Source organism: Calditrichota bacterium (genome assembly GCA_016867835.1).
GTDB lineage: Bacteria > Electryoneota > AABM5-125-24 > Hatepunaeales > Hatepunaeaceae > VGIQ01.
On the sequence record VGIQ01000001.1, the window covers coordinates 18,177 to 37,319 of the forward strand.

A 19,143-nucleotide genomic window follows, 5' to 3' on the forward strand; every position below is an offset into this window, starting at 1 on the left:
AGATACAAGTGTGTGCAAAAATTGCATAACAGGGCATTTTAATGACTGGTATCGTGCCTGACCATAAGCCCGGATCAGGTCCTTATGGTGCGGCTTACATCCCTTATGGCGCCTGGGGCGGCAGTTGGTTTCCGGCCTGGCACACCAGCGCGTTGGCTGAGATCGATATCGGACGGTTCGCCGCTGAGGCTTTTGCCTTTGTCCTTGGGCAGCGCGGCATCCGCACTGTCGACCTCGACTACCTGATCAGTGGCTCGACGATTCCCTGGCTTTTCAAGTTCTGGGGTTCGCCCTATCTGTCGCATCTCTTCGGCAAACGACTGCCCGGTTTTCACCTCGAGCAGGCCTGTGCGACGGGATTGCAGGTGATCGTCAAGGCGACCGCACAGGTTGCCTCGGGCAGCCACCGCGCGGTCGGGGTGCTCGCCTTCGACAAGACGAGCAACTCGCCGGCTTCGATCTTCCCAAACCAAGGCAGTTACCGCCGGACGGAAGTCCAAAGCGACGTGTGGGACAATTTCGGCTTCGACCCGTCGGCGGGAGCCTCCGGACGGGCGCAAGCCTCCGGCGAGACTTCGATGATTGCTTGCGCCGGGCGAGCCTGCCGTCAGTTTAAATTGGACTTCAGCGAGATTGCCGATCTCGCCTGGCATCGTTATCAGCAGTATTTCGACGCCAGGTCCTCGGGCTGGCTGGACCGGATTCTCTTCCCGATGTCGGTTCTCGACGTGCGTGGGCAGAAGATCGGAACCGTCGATGAAGACACCGGCGTCCGACGCTACGAATCGGCGGATCAGATCCGAGCCGAGCGGCAGATCGACGCCGGGGTCAGCGCCGGAACCCAGACCCACGCCTCGGACGGAATGTTCGGGATGGTCGTAACCGACCGGGAGGGTTTGTCGCAATTCAGTTCCCGCCCTGAGATCGCGATTCAACTGCTTGGCGCAGCCGAATATCGCACCGCGCTTGGAATGATGCCCGAAGCCCCCGCGTTAGCCGCCGCGCAACTCCTGAACCGGCTCGGCCTGAAGATCGGCGATGTTACGACCTTCTACGACCACAATCCATTCGCTGTTAACGACTTGATCTTCGCGCGGCACTTCGGGATAGATTGGCACCCGATGAACGAGACCGGCTGCCCGCTTGTCTATGGCCATCCGCAAGGTCCAACATTGGTGCGGGTCACCGTCGAAGCCCTTGAAAGAACCGTTGAAAAGGGCGGCGGACTCGCCCTGGTCTTCGGCTGTGCAGCCGGTGATGTCGGGATAGCCGCACTCTTTCGGGTCGATGATCATAAAGCGGGGGGATCAAAGTGAAGACGATGCGACAGGCGACAACGGAGACGCTCGGACTGGGTCATCCGCTCGCCTTCTTCAAAAATGGCCGGCTGCCGGTTACCGCGGCTGAACTGGTTGAACGAGTCTTTGGCGGCGCCACTGGCCGCGGCGCGCTCGTCATCAGCGGCGGAAACGGGATCGTCGGGTCGGGCAAGGCGATGCAGTTGGGAGCGCGGCTGCTCGATTACGGTGTGCCGGTAGTGACCCTCGACCTGCCTGATGCTCCACCCGGGCTGAAAGGGCAAATGGACGGCCTCATCCGGTCGTTCGGGCCAGCCGGGGCTGCTGCCATTGCAGCCAATATCGTCCAAATGACTTACGACGGCAGGCGCCTACCCGCGACCTTGACCCGGTTCAACCCACGATTCGTCCTCGAGGCGATTCCCGAAGTGCTCGCCATCAAGCGGGCGCACTATGCGCTCTGGCGCGAGGTCTATCCAGAGATCACCATCCGGTCGGTTACGTCCGGCTTCCCGAGCCGGGAACTCGGGGTGGGGGTCTTCCATCCCTCGTTTCCGCATCCGATCAACAAGGTCTGGGAGGTGGTAGAGGATTCCCCATCCGATGCGGCACGCTTGCTCTGGGCGCTCGGGCTGGTGCCGGTGCCGGTGGGGGATTACTGGTCGTTCATTCTCGATGTGCTCTTCTGCGGTGTAACGCTTGCGGCACTCCGGTTTCAGGAAGCGGCAAATATGCCGGCCTGGAAGGTAGATAAACTGGTACGGCTATTGGTGGGACCGAATCCCCTCCGGGCGCATGATGCCATTGGCGCGGGGGCGTCGTTCCTCACCTGGTCGTGCCTCTATCATCTGGCCGGGGAGTATGGCGACCTCTTTCAACCGGCGGCGGAACTCGAACGCCGCAAGGCTTCGGGCGAGACGTGGTATTCCTCGTTTAGGCCGGTAGTGGACCGGCCGTTCACGGACGGCGATCGCCTCGAAGCCTGGATTCTGGGGCCGTTGCTGCAGATGACGAGCCTCATCCTGCGCGAGTCGCGAGCCCACCTGGCACACATCAACGCCATCGGGGAAATGTGTGCACAGTTCACCAGAGGAGTTCCGGTGCTGGCACGGTCGTTAGGAACGACAAGGGTAATCGAAATAGTAGAGCGATATCACCGTCTCCATCCCGAGGCTGCCACGAGGGCGTGGCATCCCGAGGCTTTTTTGGCGCTTGAAAGCCCCGAAGGCGCGATGCTCTATGTCAACGCCGGGCACGACGGGACGGTCGGAGTGGTGACGATCAGCCGGGAGGCGCTGAACGGCGATGTCATCGCCGAATTGAACCGCGCTTTCGACTGGTTGATCGCAGAGGGTATCGAACGGGTGATCCTGTCCGGCGACTTCCACCTTTCGACGCAGATGATCGGCGCCGATACCGGCGAATTCTATCCAGCCCTTACGGACGAGCAAGCCGGCTTCAACCTCTCCAGCGAGTGGACCCGCACCGCGCGGCGGCTCTTCGATGGATTCAAGGTCAGTGTCGGTTTCATCGGCGGCAAGCGATGCCTCGGCGGGATGCTCGAACTGATGGAACATTGCCACTTCGTAGTCGCGGAGCGGGATACTCAGTTGGGACTGCCCGAAGTGACTCTGCCGGTCGTGCCGGGAATGGACGGGACGCATATTCTCTTTCGCCGCGCAAAAGAAGCCGATTGGAGCCGTGTGGCGCAACTCTTGATGACCGGCAAGGCGGTGAAAGCGGCTGATGCCGTCGGATGGCTCTGCGACCGGGTCGGGACGACGGACGAAGCGCTAGCCCAAACGTGGGGGTTGGCTATGAATGGATCAGCGCCGGAACGATCCTTGCGCCGGGAGAGCCTCAAACTGTCGGCCGGACTGTTCGAAGCGGTGGAGGCATCAACTGGTGCTGCAGGACGACAGGCGATTGCCGAGTCGGCACGGGACTGCGTGGGAATCGATTATGAAACTGCACTCGAACGACAAGCGCGACATTCTGCCGGTTTTATGATCGGTGAGGCATGTCGGAAAGGGGCGGTGGGATCCGCCGCCAGGCGGGTGCTGGGATAAGGGAAGGAAGCACCTGGCGGGCTGACTCCTCCAGGTGTTAAAGTGGGCGGGAATGATCCCACCCTCCAAGAGCCATCGGCAAGTTGGAAATCGGGAGCATCGTGGAGTTTCGCGAACCGATCGACCAGTTGGTGAACAGCCCGCAAAGGTTCACCTCACAACTCAAGTTCCCTGTGCCGGAGCGAATCAAAATCTACGATTCGACCCTGCGCGACGGCGAACAGATGCCGGGCGTCGCCTTTTCGCCGGGGCAGAAGTATCAGGTCGCCAAGGCGCTCTCGGAGATCGGCTGCGACATCCTCGACCTCGGTTTCCCCTATGCTGCGCTCTCCGATCGCTATGCACTACAGATGATCGTCCAAGCCAAGCGGCTCGGCGAAATCCGCAAGGAGGTCGATCTGCTGGTGATGTGCCGTTCGACCCAGCAGGACATCGACGCGACCATTCAATCGCTGCGCGACATCGACGTCGATATCAACGAGGTGACTTTCTTCATTTTCACCTCAGGCTCCGACCTGCACCTGAAGTATAAGATTGGCAAGACGCTCCTGAAGCGGGATGGGATCGATCCGGCGAAGTGGCTCGATCAGCCGGTCTCCTACTATCGCGATGCCAATATCCGGATGCAGTGCGACGCGATCCGGTATGCTCGCGAAAGAGGCGTCGAGCGGATTGAATTCGGCGGCGAAGACGGCTCCCGCGCCGACCTCGACTATACCATCGAACTTGCAAAGGCCGGCTACGATGCCGGCGGGACGCGCTACAGTTTTCCCGATACGGTCGGCTGCTTCACTCCGGAAGGCGTCGATTATTACATTCCGCGCATCGTCGCCGAGTTCCCGAATCGCGATCTGGTCTGCCACTTTCATAATGACTTCGGTCTCGCGACGATCAACACCTTGCGCGCGATGTCGCATGGCCTCAACGTCCCGACCTGCACCGCCAACGGAATGGGCGAACGGGCTGGAAACGCGCCGCTGCATCAGGTTACGGTTGCGTTGAAACTGCTCTACGGCGTTCACCTGCCACGTTTTCGTTACGAGAAGTTGCGTGAACTGAGGCAACTGGTCGAGGAGTTTTCGGGAATCCCGGTCTCGGCGCACGAGCCGGTCATAGGTGAGGGGGTCTTTACCCACGAGTCGGGCATTCACACCGCGGGACTCTTAATCGACGCCTCGATCTATCAGGTGATTCCACCGGAATTAGTCGGTGCGCGCATCCGGTATGTCTTCGGCAAGCACTCCGGGCTGGCTGCGGTTAAGGCAGTGCTTGAGAAGCCCGAGTACCGGTCTGGCCTTGAGCGGGACGGAGTCGAAGTGAACGACGACCTGATCGAAGCGGTTACGCTCTTCGTCAAGGATGCCCGCCAGAAGCGGACCCGGAGCGACCAGTTCACCTCGATCACCGAGGCCTACTACCGCGAATACGACCGACTCGGCATATCGGAATTGCGGCTGGTGGAACTCGCTTCGACTATCGGGCGGCTGCTGAAAGAAGGCCACTTCAACCATGTGGAGAGGAAGAAGTAGTAGGACAGGCATTCCTGCCTGTCCGGAATTTGGCATGGGGATGGGACGGGACAGACAAGAATGTCTGTCCTACTGTACAGATTAGATAGGAGTTCACAATGTCGCTTGACTGGCTGCCTCGCGAAGGGGGATTGAAGGACCATGACCTCTGGGGGGATGAGTTCTTTGGCGGTGAAGCCCCCACCGTCCGTTATGAACTGAAACCGGTTACAGCCCCTGACGGCAACGTTGCCGAAGGCTTGTTCACGGCCTGGATCACGCTCGATAACCCGGCGCAGTTCAATTCCTACACCACGCACATGGTGAAGGGCGTCATCGCCGGGTTTCACAAAGCCTCGATGGATCGGCGGGTGGTGGCGATCGTCTTTACCGCGGTCGGCGAACGCGCCTTCTGCACCGGCGGGAATACCCGGGAGTATGCCGAATACTACTCCGGCCGGCCGCAGGAATACGGCCTCTATATGGACCTCTTCAACGCGATGGTCGATGCCATTCTGAACGCCAAGAAGCCGGTCATCTGCCGGGTCAACGGGATGCGCGTGGCGGGCGGTCAGGAGATCGGAATGGCCTGCGACCTCACCATCGCAGCCGATACGGCCGTCTTCGGCCAGGCCGGTCCGCGACACGGTTCGGCGCCGGATGGCGGATCGACCGACTTCCTCCCCTGGATGCTGCCACTCGAGCAGGCGATGTGGAGCTGCATCAGTTGCGAACTCTGGAGCGCTTACAAGATGGCGCGCTACGGCCTGGTGTCGAAGGTTGCGCCGGTGCTGGTTCGCGCGTCGGGATCGGAATCCCAACCTGCGCGCGAAAAGTTCATCCGCAACCCTTTGGTCATCACCGACCGCTATGTCGAAGAGGGCGAGATCGTCTATGGCGAACCGGTCACCGGCGCTGCTGCAGCGTTGGCTAAAGAGCAGTTTAAGGCAGCGACCTACGACTTCAGCCGGCTCGACGCCGAGGTCAACAGACTGGTCTGGACCTTCACTAACCTTTTCCCGGGCTGCCTCATCAAGTCGATCGACGGCATCCGGCAGAAGAAGAAGTTCTGGTGGGATCAGACCAAACTTGCCAACCGGCACTGGCTGGCGACGAATATGATGGGCGAAGCGTTCCTCGGCTTCCACGCCTTCAATACCAAGAAACAGACCGGGAAGGACACTATCGATTTCATCAAGTTCCGGCAGTTGCAAGCGGAGGGGCATCCGTTCGACGCGGAACTGATGGAAGCCGTGTTGGGAAAGAAAATCTAACCACAAAGAACACAAAGATCACAAAGATCATAGGGAATACTTGGTGTTCTTTGTGCTCTTCGTGGTGAAAAGGAAAAAATGGGCATTCTGAAAGGGAAAACCGCCATTGTCACCGGCGGGTCGTTAGGGATCGGCGCCTCAGTCGCCCTCAAACTCGCCTCCGACGGCGCCGATGTGGCGCTCAACTACCGCAAGCATGCGGACGAAGCCGAAGCTGTCGCCGAACAGATCCGCACCATGGGCCGCCGGGCGCTGGTGATCCAGGCCGACACATCGTCCTTTGCCGATGCCGAAGCGATGGTCGCTCGCGTCAAGGCGGAATGGGGCCGGGTGGACATCCTCGTCTGTAACGCGGGGATCACCAGAGACGCGGTGCTCTGGAAGATGACCGAAGAGCAGTGGGACGCGGTGATCGGGACGAACCTGAAGGGCTATTTCAATTACGTCCGCGCGGCTGCGCCGGTGATGCGCGAGCAGAAGTACGGGCGGATCGTCTGCGTCACCTCGATCAATGGGCTGCGCGGCAAGTTCGGCCAGTCGAACTACGCGGCCTCCAAAGCCGGCATCCACGGGCTGGTGAAGAGCGCCGCCAAGGAATTAGGGCGGTCGGGCGTCACCGTCAACGCCGTCGCGCCGGGGATGATCCTGACCGATATGATGGCTGCGCTGCCGGAGGAGGTCAAGCAGAAGGCGGTGGACGAGACGGCGGTGGGCAGATTGGGGGAGCCGGACGACATCGCGCATGTGGTCAGTTTCTTCTGCAGTGACTTCGCAAAGCATGTGACGGGGGAGATTATCAAGGTGGATGGGGGGCAGTATATCTGACTTGATCTCCATTCGCCCCCCCTTTGATTCCCCCCCGCAGAGCGGGGGGGAGAGAAGGCAGAAGCGCGCCTGCGACTATTACTCCCCCGCGCAAAGCGGGGGGGAGTGAAGATGGAACGTTGTAGTGTATTCGCAACCGCCTGACAAGGGGGCAAGACGCTCTACTCCCCCGCGCAAAGCGGGGGGGAATTAAAGGGGGGGCTGGATGTGCATTGGAGTGGAATTAGGGATGGAAAATCCCCAATGAGAGCAATCCCAAAGCGCTTGCCTAAAACTAAGCCTCATTCCGTCAATTTCGCCCGCAGCCTACGCCGTAAGATGACTGACGCCGAGCGGCGGCTGTGGGCAAGGCTGCGGTCAGGGCGAATAAGCGCCAAATTCCGGCGTCAGGAGCCTATCGGATCTTACATCGTGGACTTTGCTTGCATAGAAAGAGGATTGGTCATAGAACTTGACGGCTCGCTGCATTACACCGATGAAGGCAAGAAGAGGGATGAAGTTCGGGACGCCTACCTGCGGTCGTTGGGATTCATGGTGTTGAGGTTCTCAGATCGGGATGTGATGAACAATATCGAGGGGGTATGTCAGGCGATCCTTGAGCAAGTTCAATGGAAAAACGAAGAAAAGGAAGAGTCAGGAAAATGAGTAACATCCTCGCCCTATCCGCTTGCCGGACTCCGATGGGGTCGTTCGGCGGGACGCTGAAGGATATGGCATCCTACGACATCGGAGCCGTGGCTGTGAAGGCCGCCGTCGAGCGCGCCGGACTGACGCCGGAGCAGATCGACGACGTGATCCTTGGCTCGTGCCGTCAAGCCGGCAATGGGCCTAATCCGGCTCGCACGGCATCCGTCCGGGGCGGCATCCCGACCTCGGTGCCGGTCATCACCCTCAATATGGCATGCCCGTCGGGGATGCGAGCCATCCAGTTCGCGGCTAATGAAATCGCCTCCGGGATGGCTTCCACGGTGCTGGTCGGCGGCTTCGACTCGATGAGCACCATCCCCTATCTCCTTAAGGGAGCGCGCTGGGCTGGGTTCAAGATGGGCGACCGCAAACTGGAAGACGGCTGGTCCGACGCCACCGACCCGCTCATCGGGCAGGGCATGGGCGCCACCGCTGAAAACCTCTTCGACAAGTGGCAGATCCCCCGCCGCGACCAGGATGAGTACGCGGCAGCCTCGCACATCAAGGCGCATACCGCGTGGGAGAACGGCTGGTTCGACGAGGAGGTTGTCCCCATCACCTTCCCGCCCGACAAGAAGACCGGTGAGTCGGTGGTCTTCGCCAAAGACGAGACGATCCGCTTCCCTGTGGATGCCGAGAAGATGGGGAAACTGCCGCCGGTTTTCCGTAAGGACGGGACGGTAACAGCGGGCAATGCCTGCGGGATGTCGGACGGGGCTTGCGGGTTGGTGCTGACGTCATCAGAACGCGCTTCGGAACTGGGCGCCAAACCGCTCTTTTCGGTGGTCGAGATGGCATTCACCGCCACCGAACCGGCAACTATGGGCGAAGGTCCCGGCATCGCTATCCCTGCGGTGCTGAAGAAAGCCGGGATGACCCTTTCCGACATCGACCTGATCGAAGTCAACGAAGCCTTCGCCATTCAGGTGCTGGTGAACGAAAAGATGGTCGGCTGGGACCGGGATAAACTGAACATCCACGGCGGAGCCATCGCGTTAGGGCATCCGACCGGCATCTCGGGCGCGCGGATCGCGGTGACGCTCTATCATGCGCTGAAGCGGCTGAATAAGGAGATCGGGCTGGCTTCAATCTGCGGCGGAGGAGGTGTGACCGGGGCAATGATCATCAAGAGGGAAAACTAACCACAAAGGCACAAAGAACACAAAGACTTTCTTGTCATAAATGATAGAGATCATTCCTGAGGATATAGACCTGACCGGCAAGAATTTGTTGATGCGGCCTTTCAGGTTCACAAAGCGCTTGGGTCGGGGCTTCTTGAATCAGCCTACGAATCCTGCATCGCGCATGAGATTGTGTCGCGAGGGCTCGATGACAAGACGCAGGTGATTCTTCCCGTCATCTACAAAGGAGTCAGGATCGATGCGGGATTTCGATTGGATTTGGTCGGCGAAGACAAGGTCATGTCGAACTGAAGGCGGTAGAAGAACTCCACCTGATTCGTGAAGCACAATTGATCACATATCTTCGACTCTCGGGCATTCGGCTTGGTTTCCTAATGAATTTCAACGCTAAACTTATTAAGAACGGAATTAGGCGAATTGTAGTATGATAAGTTTCCTCGAAACATATTCTTAGTGTTCTTCGTGCTCTTTGTGGTAACATCCCGATGGAAATCTACGAACGCAATATAAACGCTGCGGTCCGGCGCGACGGAGACGATCATATCGTCACCAAAGCCTCGCTGCTTGACCTGAACCACAACATGCGAGTCGAAATCCGCGTCTGCATCGCCAACCGGACGGTCGTCGCAGCCGAGGCGCAAATGGTGAAAGCCCCCTTTGGCATCTGCGACCAGACCGCCGCCTTTGCCCGCAATTTGACCGGACTCAGGATCGAGCGGGGCGTAACGCGCAAAGTCGCCGAAGTGATGGGTCGGTCGTCGGGCTGCACCCACCTTTACGAACTGGCCATCGAAGCCGTGCGCCTATCATCGAATGTGCTGTTAGGCTTCGAAACCGGCGACCGCGAATGGCGTGAACGGCGCTTGACAGACGAGGAGTTCATCGAGCGGGCGAAGGGATTCCTGGCCAACTCTTGCCTGCCGTTTAGAATTGAAAACTAACCACAAAGAGCACAAATAGCACAAAGAAATGTGATTTTGTGATCTTTAAGCGCCTTGTAATGGAAGAAAAGAATGGATTCCCATTATATCAAGATCGATCCGGACGACCACCGCCTCGACATCATTCTCTCCCATCCACCCGTCAACATTCTGACTGGCGCGGTGATGAAGGAGATGATCCGAGTTTTGCAGGACGCCTCCTCCGATCCCCACCTGCGAGCCGTCGTCATTCGGTCTGAGGGGAAAGCCTGGTCGGCCGGGGCGGACGTGAGTGAACACCTGCCCGGGCAGTTTGAACCCATGCTCGACACCTTCGGCGAATTGTGCGAACTGGTGCGCACCTATCCGGTGCCAACCGTTGCTGCGGTGGACGGGCTCTGCCTTGGCGGCGGCTGTGAACTGGCGCTAATGTGCGATTTTGTACTGGCGTCGGAGCGCGCCAAGTTCGGTCAGCCGGAGATCAAAGTCGGTGTCTTCCCTCCCGCGGCTTGTGCCCATTTCGCGATGAAGATGGGCTGGCAGAACGCGATGGAGGTGATCCTGACCGGGGATGTCTTCAGTGCAGAAGACGCAGCAAAAATGAAATTGGCAACGAAGGTGTTTCCGGTGGATCGTTTTTCGGACGAAGTGGACCGATTCGTTGACCGGATCATTTGCAACAGTGGAGTTGTCCTTCGAGTGGCAAAGAGAGCGGCGCTCGAAGGGATGCGCCTTTCGCCCGAAATGGCGGCACAGGAATCGGATCGCATCTATCGGCAGGAACTGATGACGATGGCGGACGCGGTCGAGGGGCTAAACGCCTTTATGGAAAAGCGCGAACCAAACTGGAAAGACAACTAACCACTAGGCACGCAAAGAGCGCCAAGAATTCTTTGTGGTCTTTGTGTTCTTGGTGGTAAAAAGAGGCCGAAGTGTTTTCTCAATTCAAATCCTGGTATGAAGAACGGCACGCTTACGCTAAAGGGTGGAAGGCGCGCACCGGCGGCAAAGTGATGGGCTGCTTTTGCAGTTATGCCCCCGAGGAAATCCTCGTCGCGGCGAACTGGCTCCCGGCGCGCGTGTTAGGCGGTCACCAGCCCCAGGACGTCGCCGAAAAATATATGTTCGGGATGTATTGTCCCTTTTCCCGCGACGTCCTGGCGCAAGGGCTTAAAGGGCGCTACGACTATCTCGACGGCATCCTGCTGACGCAAAGTTGCATTCACCTGCGGCAGTCGTTCAACTCATGGCAGATGCACGTTCCGGTGCCGTTCAATTACTACATCTATATGCCGCAGAAGGTTCAGACGCCTCATGCAGTGCCCTATCACCGGAGCGAACTGGCGAAGTTTCGCGCGGCTCTGGAGGCCTACGACGGGACAACGCTAAGTGAAGACGACCTGAACCGCGGCATCGCCGTCGTCAACGAGAACCGCCGCTTGATGCGCGAAGTCTATGAGTTTCGCAAAGGCGACAGCCCCAAGGTGACCGGCACCGAAGCGATGTGGATGACCACCTCGAGCATGTGGGTTGATAAGGAGGAACATTCCGCCGAACTGCGGCGGGTGCTGAAGGAACTGCCCAACCGAAGCCTTACCCGCCAGACCGGGGCGAAATTGATGATCATCGGCTCGGAGAACGACGACATCCCGTTCATCGAGATGGTCGAAAAGGTCGGCGCGACGGTGGTGATGGACGAACACTGCACCGGGACGCGGTATTTTTGGAATCAATGTGAGGTTCCCCCCCTTCAATCCCCCCCGCTCAGCGGGGGGGAAGTGCGCGAGGATAAATCCCCCCCGCTTAGCGGGAGGGAAGTGCGCGAGGATAAATCCCCTCCGCTTAGCGGGAGGGAAGTGCGCGAGGATAAATCCCCCCCGCTTAGCGGGGGGGACGAGAAGGGGGGGCGCGACCTGATGACCGCGATCGCCCAGCGCTACATCGACCGCCCGACCTGCCCGGTGAAAGACTGGGAGGATCGCACCCGCTTCGAGCATATCCTGCGTCTGGCGCGGGAGTGGGAGGTGCAAGGCGCCATCATCATCCAGCAGAAGTTCTGCGACCCGCACGAGTGCGACATGGTGCCGCTAAGAGCCTTCCTGAACGAGCACGACATCCCGAACCTGATGCTCGAGTTCGACGCTACCACGCCGCTGGGGCCGTTTAGGATCAGGGTAGAAGCGTTCTTGGAGATGATCGGGCAGGAGGAGTTGTTTTGAATGTAGAATGCAGAATGTAGAATGTAGAATGAGGAACGAGGGTTATTGCTTTGGAGGGGTATAGGTGTTATCTTTCAGAAAATCAGAATTTCTGAACGGTAGAGGGATTACAATGAAAGTTCAACTACGTTCGAGACGCCAGATCACGCTTCCGGAAGAGGCGGTCAGCGAGTTGGGAATCAATGAGGGGGATGAGTTCATCGTGAAAGTCGAGGGCGATTCGCTGCGCCTGCTGCCGGTCGTTACCATTCCTCGGGATGAAGCCTATCTCTTCACACCGGAATGGCAGAGGGCGCTTCAAACCGCCGAGAAGGAACTGCGCGAGGGCGAATACGAGACCTTCGCGAGCGTCGATGACCTGCTGAAGGACCTGAACGACTGATGCAGATCATCCGGCTGAGTCAATTCAAGCGGATGTGGAAGAAACTGCCTGCGGACGTTCAGGCGAGGGCAGCGAAAGCGATCCGCCTGCTTGCCGCCGACCGGTCGCATCCGTCGCTTGGCTTGAAGCGGCTGCAACGGCTGCCTCAATACTTGGAGGTGCGCATCGACCGCGACCACCGGTTGATATGCCAGATGGGGAGCGAGGTTATCGTGCTGGTGGCGGTAGGGAGGCATGAGGTGTTGGGGAGGGTGAGGCAAAAGTGAAGCTAAACATCATCATTCCTTCGGAAGATGGAATTCAGATCTACATTTCTTTGTAAAAACAGGAATGAAGGCACTTTATTCAAATTGCATTTTCTGCGGCTGCGACTTAGACGAGACCAATAGATCTCGCGAGCATATCGTTCCACAGATCATAATGGGATCATTCATCAGTCAAGATGTCTGCAGATGCTGTAACAGCAAATTGAGCGAGGCGGATAAGCTTATACTGAATGATCCACGGATTATTCAAGCTATAAACTGTCTTGAACTTTCTGATATTCAAAATAACATCCTGAGAATAGGTGAAACCATAGGAACAGATACACAGGATGGCGCCGAAAGAAGGTTTCATATGAAGGATGGGCACCCTATACTTATTCCCAAGCCATCTTTTACGGGTGAAAGAGTCGCGGATATAGATAACACCTTGCCTCTACTGCGCACATTGTTATCCAGAGACAAGGAGCTGAATTGGCCAAACGAAAAGGCAGGCCGATACATCGGTGAAATCGTAACGCCAGAATTTCTCAAACTCAAGCCGCATGAGAGTATCGATCTTCGAGAAGCGGGATACTCAATCGAAATGAGGCAGATTGGAAACATAGAGACACATTTTCCTGCCATTTCGTTTCAAGATCATAGATTGATCGCTAAAATAATATACGAGATCAGTTTCTATCTGCTTTCGCCCGAGATCGCTGAGTCAGCGATGAAAGATCTTGACTATTATAGAGATGTAGCTTACGGAAGTATTGAAAGAGAAGAAGGCAGATTGTTTACAAGATCGGTGGAGCTTCTTAACGAACCCAACTATCTTCATAGGATTCAGATCTCATTCTCTGCCTCAAGCTTTCTTACGGTTGACATCGACCTCTTTGCAAGTGTAAACTATCACGCTATCATCAGAACTGATAGAACCTATCCGCTGCCAATTCTAAATTCCCGGCAGGTTACCGCTGTCGGGTTGGGGATGACCTTTAACGATACATCGAATAGACACTTTGCGATAAGGTACTTCAATGATGCAGATTGGGCGGTCGAAAGATTCGATGACGGAGAAGAACAGTGACAATATCAACCCAAATGATCAATACTTGGACAGCTTCTTGGAAGCAACTGAGATACCTCGAGCGAGTGGGAGCATTACTTGCCATAGCAACTCTGACCGCCTCCTTATTTTATTGGGCGGGGAATGGATTCGCCGAGATACAAAATACACTTGGCTACTATCCATCTGGAGTTGAAGAAGCGCTAGAGCAAAACCGCGAACTGGACCTAAAATATCCAACACGCCCGGGTCTAAGCAAGGATCTGGGAGAGGTTGCGGGAGTCTTGCTTTTCTTCATCGGAATTTGTCTAATCTTGTCATTGATTGATGCAGCCGTGAAATTGCCAATCTTGGCGGGATTGTTGGTCGCCCCAATATCTTTCCTATCGGGCAAGGGAACCACACATGAATACCTCATTCTATCCTTGCTCAACAATAACGCTATTGGTGGCAGAGGCGTGCTTTCACTTATCATGATAACGCTTTCCGGAGTATTTGCGATGAGGGCTTTTCGGAAATCTTGGAGATTAAATTTCTCATTGCTAACTGCACTTGGAGTATTCGCGTCTTGGATAGGTAATTTCATGGGTCAAGAATACAGCTATCGCGCCGGTATTTTGACGGCAGCTGCTGGAATTCTCCTTATCATAGCGCCAAAATCACTTAGGGATTCTTGTCTGACTTCCATCGAAGTGACTGGCGAAATATCTAAAGGTAGGCTTGACAGCTTGATTCAAAAAGCCACATTGTCTACCAGAATATTTGGCATTGCCTATTCTATTCTTGGGCTTATTCTTGTTCTGGGAGTTGCAGGAACTATGGGAGATGAGTTTCTACAAGGAATCAAGAGAGGGGCACCTGTTAGTGATTCAAGCGGAATCTTAGTGCTGGCCGTCATTCAGATATTGATAGGGATAGCTTTGCTTATGCTCTCTTTGATATCATCTAATCCAGCAATGCGGCGTCGATATCAGTTTTCCATCATCATAGGGATCATCTGGATCTTATTGCCTTATGAGGCACTTGACTTGTTAGCCCGATTGACCGATCCCGGCTTAAATGCTTTTGTAAAACTGTTGACGTCTATTGGAATGATTATTGTACTCAAGACCGCAATTAGAGCTCGGGACGCCATTTATATGAATGTCAGCAATTCCAAGGAAACATAATCCGCATCATTCGGAATACTAATGTCCACCTACCCCACCGAACCCCTGAAGTGCTGGGCTAAAGCCAAGGAACTTCGGGATAACTACTATCGCGACTACGCCACCGCCCACGAGTGCGGCGGGTTGCGCTGGACCGGCGGCGCTTGGTCGTTCGACGCCATCCCCGCCGGGCTAGGGCGCGACGTCTGGCCCATCACCGGCGAGCCTTACGGCGCGTCGATGGCCTTCAACAAGCCATTCAGCCAGCGCGCCCTCGAAGCCGCCGAAGCCAAGGGCTGGGCGCGCGATCTCTGCAGTTATATGCGCAACTACTGGGGGTCGATGTATCTCGACGAGTTCAACTTCGGCGGGAAGTATCCGAAGCCCGACTTCGCCTTTCAGGATCATATCTGCTGCTCCCACGCCAAGTGGTATCAGCATGTCGCGGAATACAAGCAGATCCCCTACTTTTGTATCGACGTTTCGGTCGGTCCCTATCACCTGATCGACGACCACAAACTGAACTTCGTCGTCGGGCAGATGCACGAGTCGATTGACTTCCTCGAGCGCATCACCGGCCGCCGCTACGACGACGAACTGCTGATCGAAGCGGTGCAGAACGAGACGCGAGCCACCTCCGCCTGGGCCGAGGTCTGTGCCCTCAACAAGGCGATCCCGGCACCGCTCGACGAAAAGACGATGTATTCGCTCTACGTCCTCGGGACGCTCAACAAGTCGAAGAAGGAGTTCGCCGACTTCTACGAGGAATTGCGGGACGAGGTTGCCGACCGCGTGGCGCGCGGCATCGCTGCCGTTCCGAGCGAGCGTTGCCGGCTGATGTCCGATACCCAGCCGCCGTGGGGCTTCTTGAAGATATTCCGCTACCTCGAAGGCTTCGGCGCGGTCTCGGTCGGGAGCCTTTACACCTTCGCCCTAATCGGCATCTGGGAAGAGAAGCCGGACGGCAGTTGGGGCGCGCGGACAACTCCGATGGCCCTCGGCTTGCCGATGGATACCCGCGATCAGGCGCTCCGGATACTGGCGGACTGGAACCTCTCCAAACCCGAATGGCAGCATTTCTATGACGCAAGTTTGAAGTCGAAGATGATGCTGCGGATCGTCAAGGAATGGAAACTCGACGGCGTCATGCTGCACCTGAATCGCGGCTGCGAAGGCCTCTCCTGCGGCATAATGGAAAACCGCCTCGCCATCGCCGAAGCCGGCGTGCCGGTGATGACCTTCGAAGGCAATATGGGCGACGAGCGGGAGTTCGACGAAGCGAAGACCAAAGACCGCATGGATGCGTTCATGGAGACGCTGGGACTTAGGAATTAACCACAAAGAACACAAAGATCACAAAGATATCCTGGTGCTCTTGGTGTGCTTTGTGGTGAGAATAATCATTAGGGATAGATAATTGATTACAGCCGGACTTGACCTGGGGTCGAAGACCACCAAGGTCGTCATCCTGCGCGACGGCGAAGTGCTGGCTCGCGTGAAGCGGTTTTCGGGGTTCGAACAAGAGGTCGTCGCGGCTGAAGCCTTGCGGGAAGCCTGCGCCCTCGCTGGCATCGCCGAGAGCGAACTGTCCCGTATCGCGGCAACCGGAGCCGGCCGCCGGGTAGCGCCATTCGCGCAGGATCTCCTGACCGAGGTAGGCGCCGCGGCGCGGGGCGCCATCGCTCGCAACGACGCAGTGCGCACTGTGCTCGACGTTGGAGCCGAGGAAGGACGCGCCATTCTGGTCAATCCCGACGGCCGGGTGAAGGACTTTGCGGTCAATGAGAAGTGCGCCGCCGGAGCGGGCACGTTTATCGAGTCGATGTCGCGCGCCCTCGAAGTGAAACTCGAGGAGTTCGGCCCGCTCGCGCTGACTTCGCAGCAGGCGGTGCCGATGAATGCCCAATGCGCAGTATTCGCCGAGAGCGAGGTGGTATCGCTGCTCCACGCCCGGACGCCGAAGCAGGACATCGCTCGCGCAGTGCTCGACGCCATCGCCAGCCGCATCGTCTCGATGGCCCGGCGAGTCAGCATCACACCGGCGGTCGTGCTAATGGGAGGGATGGCTCACAATACCGGCTTCATTGTATCGCTGAAGCGGACGCTCGAGATGGAGATCGAAATCCTATCCGATCCTGAGTTTGTCCCGGCCGAGGGAGCCGCGTTCCACGCCGCCGAGCGCTTTGCCGAAGCCGAAGTGCCGGCGGTGGCGTAGGAAGTAAGCGGGTAGGCGAGTAAGCGGGTAAGCGGGTAAGTGAACAGGCGGGAGTAGAAAATGGGGACGGTCTTCAGGAAGGTGGAGGATATAGAGGTCTGGAAGCGGGCATGCAGGCTTGCGGTCGATCTCTATTCCCTCTGCGATCAGGAGCCGCTCGCCAAGGATTGGGGGCTTCGAGATCAGTTGCGGCGTGCGGCAGTTTCCATTGCATCGAACATCGCGGAGGGATATGAGCGAAACTCGCAAGCGGAATTCAGGAGATATCTCTTGATCGCCAAAGGTTCCTGCGTGAATTGAAGACGCAACACTACATCCTGCAGGCATCCGGTAAGATTAGCGAGGCAGATTTGACAACCCTGATCGAACGCTGCATAGAACTATCTCAGATGATCGGCAGCCTCGCCTCCGCCATTCGCAAACAACATCTTGCATAATAACTAACGCTTACTCGCTTACTCATTCAAATCAACAACAGTCCGCATTGGAGGAGTCAGCAATGTCAGTCGAATACTGGCGGTGGAAGGAATACAACTGGCGCAACGAAGCGGTCGATCCGCGCGGCGGAGGCATCCTCTCCGGAGGCGTCGATGTCGGATCGGTCTCATCGCAGGCGGTGGTGCTCTACGAAGGCAATCTCTACGCCTACAGCAATATGCGCACCGGCTCCGACTCGCCTGACAGCGCCCGCAAGGCGTTCGAGTGGGCGCTCGAAGGCACGGGACTGCAGGTTGGCGATATCCCCTTCATTGTCGGCACCGGTTACGGGCGGGTCAATGTGCCGTTTGCTCATAAAGCCATCACCGAGATTGCCTGTCATGCCCGCGGTGCCAATTATATGTATGGCCCGGCTGTCCGGACGCTGCTCGATATGGGCGGGCAGGACTGCAAGGCGATCCGCTGCGACGAACGGGGCAAGGTGACGAACTTCCTGATGAACGACAAGTGCGCTGCCGGGACCGGACGCGGGATGGAAGTCTTTGCCGATTTACTCGCAATCCCCATTGAGCAGGTCGGCGAAATGTCGTTCCAGGTCGAGAGCGAGCCGACGCCGGTCTCTTCGACCTGTGTCGTCTTCGCCAAGACCGAAGCCGCCGGGCTGCTCCGGTCCGGCTGGCCGAAGAACCTTGTCCTCGCGGCCTACTGCTCGGCGATGGCGCATCGCGTCGTTTCGCTGATCGAGCGGCTCGGTATGGAAGGCGGGTTCGCGATCACCGGCGGCATTGCCAAGAACAGCGGCGTCGTCCGGCGCCTCGAAAAGGAACTCGGCGTTACCTCGATGACCAGTTCCTACGACACTCAGATCGCGGGTGCGCTCGGCGCGGCACTATTTGCGAAGGCGCTGCTTGAGAAGGGCTTGGGGCTCAAGGCTTAGGGCTCAAGATCACTCAAGGGGTGAGATGATGTCAAGGGACTACCGGAAACTTCGGGTATTTCGATCGGCGCAAAGTCTTGCCCTTATGGTCTATGAATCGACCAGACTATTTCCAAATGAAGAGTTGTTCGGAGCAACGAACCAATTGCGCCGGGCAGCGCTATCAGTTCCAACTAACTCCGTTGAGGGCTCTCATCGCACCAGTCGCGGAGATTGCTTGAGATTCCTCGACGTTGCGATGGGGTCGCTTGCAGAAACTGGATACCTGATCGACTTCGCTGCCAGTCTCGGCCATTTGCCGCAAGACAAACGGGACAATCTGCTTGCCCAATAGACTGAATGCGCCCAACTCCTCGGCGCGCTTATCAATTCACACCGCAGGGCGAATGATTCCAAAATTCTTAAGCCCTGAACCTTAAGCCTTAAGCCCTAAGCCATGAGCCTAATATGATCGCCAACTACGGCTACACCGATGGATCGGGCAGTTACTACATCACTATCGACACCGACCGATGTGCCACCTGCGCCGAACACTCCTGCACCCAAGCCTGTCCGGTTGGGATGTTCGTCGTCGAGCCGGACGACTATGACGATGACGTCGCCTCGATAGGCACCACCTTCCGGCACAACATCAAGTATGCCTGCGCACCCTGCAAGCCGGTAGCAAATCGGCCGCCGCTGCCTTGCGCAGCGGCTTGCAAAGCCGGCGCAATAAGCCACTCGTGGTAGTGGCAAGTATTAAGTATCAAGTGCCAAGTATCAAGTAT

General features: G+C 57.3%; 19 protein-coding genes and 2 pseudogenes. All 21 read left to right on the forward strand.

Features of this window, described 5'->3' with window-relative positions:
* Nucleotides 1–41 precede the first annotated feature (41 nt).
* The 21 genes and pseudogenes from FJY67_00095 to FJY67_00195 all read left to right on the forward strand — a co-directional run bounded on the left by FJY67_00095 (nucleotide 42) and on the right by FJY67_00195 (nucleotide 19,105).
* Complete coding sequence (locus FJY67_00095; GenBank protein ID MBM3327859.1) at nucleotides 42–1,316, forward strand: hypothetical protein; 1,275 nt, start codon at nucleotides 42–44, stop codon at nucleotides 1,314–1,316.
* On the forward strand, nucleotides 1,313–3,367 hold the full coding sequence (locus FJY67_00100; GenBank protein MBM3327860.1) for a hypothetical protein: 2,055 nt from the start codon (nucleotides 1,313–1,315) through the stop codon (nucleotides 3,365–3,367). The genes FJY67_00095 and FJY67_00100 overlap by 4 nt, the downstream gene beginning before the upstream one ends.
* 101 nt (nucleotides 3,368–3,468) lie before the next feature.
* A complete protein-coding gene (locus tag FJY67_00105) occupies nucleotides 3,469–4,896 on the forward strand; it encodes a hypothetical protein (protein MBM3327861.1) in 1,428 nt (475 codons plus the stop codon).
* A 98-nt stretch (nucleotides 4,897–4,994) separates the two neighbouring features.
* Complete coding sequence (gene oah, locus FJY67_00110; protein MBM3327862.1) at nucleotides 4,995–6,149, forward strand: 6-oxocyclohex-1-ene-1-carbonyl-CoA hydratase; 1,155 nt, start codon at nucleotides 4,995–4,997, stop codon at nucleotides 6,147–6,149.
* 78 nt (nucleotides 6,150–6,227) lie between these two features.
* Nucleotides 6,228–6,974 carry a beta-ketoacyl-ACP reductase gene (locus FJY67_00115; protein ID MBM3327863.1) on the forward strand — a complete coding sequence of 249 codons (747 nt, stop codon included), beginning with the start codon at nucleotides 6,228–6,230 and terminating at the stop codon, nucleotides 6,972–6,974.
* A gap of 243 nt (nucleotides 6,975–7,217) precedes the next feature.
* Nucleotides 7,218–7,619 (forward strand): endonuclease domain-containing protein, encoded by a 402-nt coding sequence (locus FJY67_00120; protein MBM3327864.1) that lies wholly within the window; start codon nucleotides 7,218–7,220, stop codon nucleotides 7,617–7,619.
* Complete coding sequence (locus FJY67_00125; protein ID MBM3327865.1) at nucleotides 7,616–8,803, forward strand: thiolase family protein; 1,188 nt, start codon at nucleotides 7,616–7,618, stop codon at nucleotides 8,801–8,803. The genes FJY67_00120 and FJY67_00125 overlap by 4 nt, the downstream gene beginning before the upstream one ends.
* 156 nt (nucleotides 8,804–8,959) lie before the next feature.
* A pseudogene (locus tag FJY67_00130) lies at nucleotides 8,960–9,231 on the forward strand (GxxExxY protein).
* Between the two features lie 57 nt (nucleotides 9,232–9,288).
* Complete coding sequence (locus FJY67_00135) at nucleotides 9,289–9,744, forward strand: DUF2889 domain-containing protein (GenBank protein ID MBM3327866.1); 456 nt, start codon at nucleotides 9,289–9,291, stop codon at nucleotides 9,742–9,744.
* Nucleotides 9,745–9,816: 72 nt separating this feature from the next.
* Nucleotides 9,817–10,584 (forward strand): enoyl-CoA hydratase/isomerase family protein, encoded by a 768-nt coding sequence (locus FJY67_00140; protein ID MBM3327867.1) that lies wholly within the window; start codon nucleotides 9,817–9,819, stop codon nucleotides 10,582–10,584.
* A 71-nt stretch (nucleotides 10,585–10,655) separates the two neighbouring features.
* Nucleotides 10,656–11,942 carry a benzoyl-CoA reductase gene (locus FJY67_00145; protein ID MBM3327868.1) on the forward strand — a complete coding sequence of 429 codons (1,287 nt, stop codon included), beginning with the start codon at nucleotides 10,656–10,658 and terminating at the stop codon, nucleotides 11,940–11,942.
* Nucleotides 11,943–12,054: 112 nt separating this feature from the next.
* Nucleotides 12,055–12,324 (forward strand): AbrB/MazE/SpoVT family DNA-binding domain-containing protein, encoded by a 270-nt coding sequence (locus FJY67_00150; GenBank protein ID MBM3327869.1) that lies wholly within the window; start codon nucleotides 12,055–12,057, stop codon nucleotides 12,322–12,324.
* Nucleotides 12,324–12,590, forward strand: a complete 267-nt coding sequence (locus tag FJY67_00155; protein ID MBM3327870.1) for a hypothetical protein — start codon at nucleotides 12,324–12,326, stop codon at nucleotides 12,588–12,590. The genes FJY67_00150 and FJY67_00155 overlap by 1 nt, the downstream gene beginning before the upstream one ends.
* Before the next feature lie 64 nt (nucleotides 12,591–12,654).
* The gene (locus FJY67_00160) at nucleotides 12,655–13,659 is read left to right on the forward strand and encodes an HNH endonuclease (protein ID MBM3327871.1); all 1,005 of its coding nucleotides are present in this window, start codon (nucleotides 12,655–12,657) and stop codon (nucleotides 13,657–13,659) included.
* Nucleotides 13,656–14,807 (forward strand): hypothetical protein, encoded by a 1,152-nt coding sequence (locus tag FJY67_00165; GenBank protein ID MBM3327872.1) that lies wholly within the window; start codon nucleotides 13,656–13,658, stop codon nucleotides 14,805–14,807. The genes FJY67_00160 and FJY67_00165 overlap by 4 nt, the downstream gene beginning before the upstream one ends.
* A 21-nt stretch (nucleotides 14,808–14,828) precedes the next feature.
* Nucleotides 14,829–16,121 carry a benzoyl-CoA reductase, bzd-type, subunit O gene (gene bzdO / locus FJY67_00170; GenBank protein MBM3327873.1) on the forward strand — a complete coding sequence of 431 codons (1,293 nt, stop codon included), beginning with the start codon at nucleotides 14,829–14,831 and terminating at the stop codon, nucleotides 16,119–16,121.
* A gap of 82 nt (nucleotides 16,122–16,203) precedes the next feature.
* Nucleotides 16,204–17,001: a CoA activase gene (locus FJY67_00175; protein MBM3327874.1), complete on the forward strand. Its 798-nt coding sequence runs from the start codon at nucleotides 16,204–16,206 to the stop codon at nucleotides 16,999–17,001.
* 60 nt (nucleotides 17,002–17,061) lie between these two features.
* Nucleotides 17,062–17,438, forward strand: a pseudogene (locus FJY67_00180) (four helix bundle protein).
* A 62-nt stretch (nucleotides 17,439–17,500) separates the two neighbouring features.
* Nucleotides 17,501–18,376, forward strand: coding sequence for a benzoyl-CoA reductase, bzd-type, subunit Q (gene bzdQ / locus FJY67_00185; protein ID MBM3327875.1), 876 nt, complete (start codon nucleotides 17,501–17,503; stop codon nucleotides 18,374–18,376).
* A 25-nt stretch (nucleotides 18,377–18,401) separates the two neighbouring features.
* The gene (locus tag FJY67_00190) at nucleotides 18,402–18,710 is read left to right on the forward strand and encodes a four helix bundle protein (protein MBM3327876.1); all 309 of its coding nucleotides are present in this window, start codon (nucleotides 18,402–18,404) and stop codon (nucleotides 18,708–18,710) included.
* Between the two features lie 113 nt (nucleotides 18,711–18,823).
* Nucleotides 18,824–19,105, forward strand: a complete 282-nt coding sequence (locus tag FJY67_00195; GenBank protein ID MBM3327877.1) for a ferredoxin — start codon at nucleotides 18,824–18,826, stop codon at nucleotides 19,103–19,105.
* Nucleotides 19,106–19,143 lie beyond the last annotated feature (38 nt).

Bases quoted from the DNA above. Each gene is read 5' to 3' on its own strand.
- FJY67_00095 (MBM3327859.1), top strand. From the start codon at position 42: ATGACTGGTATCGTGCCTGACCATAAGCCCGGATCAGGTCCTTATGGT.
- oah (MBM3327862.1), top strand. From the start codon at position 4,995: ATGTCGCTTGACTGGCTGCCTCGCGAAGGGGGATTGAAGGACCATGAC.
- FJY67_00115 (MBM3327863.1), top strand. From the start codon at position 6,228: ATGGGCATTCTGAAAGGGAAAACCGCCATTGTCACCGGCGGGTCGTTA.
- FJY67_00120 (MBM3327864.1), top strand. From the start codon at position 7,218: ATGAGAGCAATCCCAAAGCGCTTGCCTAAAACTAAGCCTCATTCCGTC.
- FJY67_00125 (MBM3327865.1), top strand. From the start codon at position 7,616: ATGAGTAACATCCTCGCCCTATCCGCTTGCCGGACTCCGATGGGGTCG.
- FJY67_00135 (MBM3327866.1), top strand. From the start codon at position 9,289: ATGGAAATCTACGAACGCAATATAAACGCTGCGGTCCGGCGCGACGGA.
- FJY67_00140 (MBM3327867.1), top strand. From the start codon at position 9,817: ATGGATTCCCATTATATCAAGATCGATCCGGACGACCACCGCCTCGAC.
- FJY67_00150 (MBM3327869.1), top strand. From the start codon at position 12,055: ATGAAAGTTCAACTACGTTCGAGACGCCAGATCACGCTTCCGGAAGAG.
- FJY67_00155 (MBM3327870.1), top strand. From the start codon at position 12,324: ATGCAGATCATCCGGCTGAGTCAATTCAAGCGGATGTGGAAGAAACTG.
- FJY67_00160 (MBM3327871.1), top strand. From the start codon at position 12,655: ATGAAGGCACTTTATTCAAATTGCATTTTCTGCGGCTGCGACTTAGAC.
- bzdO (MBM3327873.1), top strand. From the start codon at position 14,829: ATGTCCACCTACCCCACCGAACCCCTGAAGTGCTGGGCTAAAGCCAAG.
- bzdQ (MBM3327875.1), top strand. From the start codon at position 17,501: ATGTCAGTCGAATACTGGCGGTGGAAGGAATACAACTGGCGCAACGAA.
- FJY67_00190 (MBM3327876.1), top strand. From the start codon at position 18,402: ATGATGTCAAGGGACTACCGGAAACTTCGGGTATTTCGATCGGCGCAA.
- FJY67_00195 (MBM3327877.1), top strand. From the start codon at position 18,824: ATGATCGCCAACTACGGCTACACCGATGGATCGGGCAGTTACTACATC.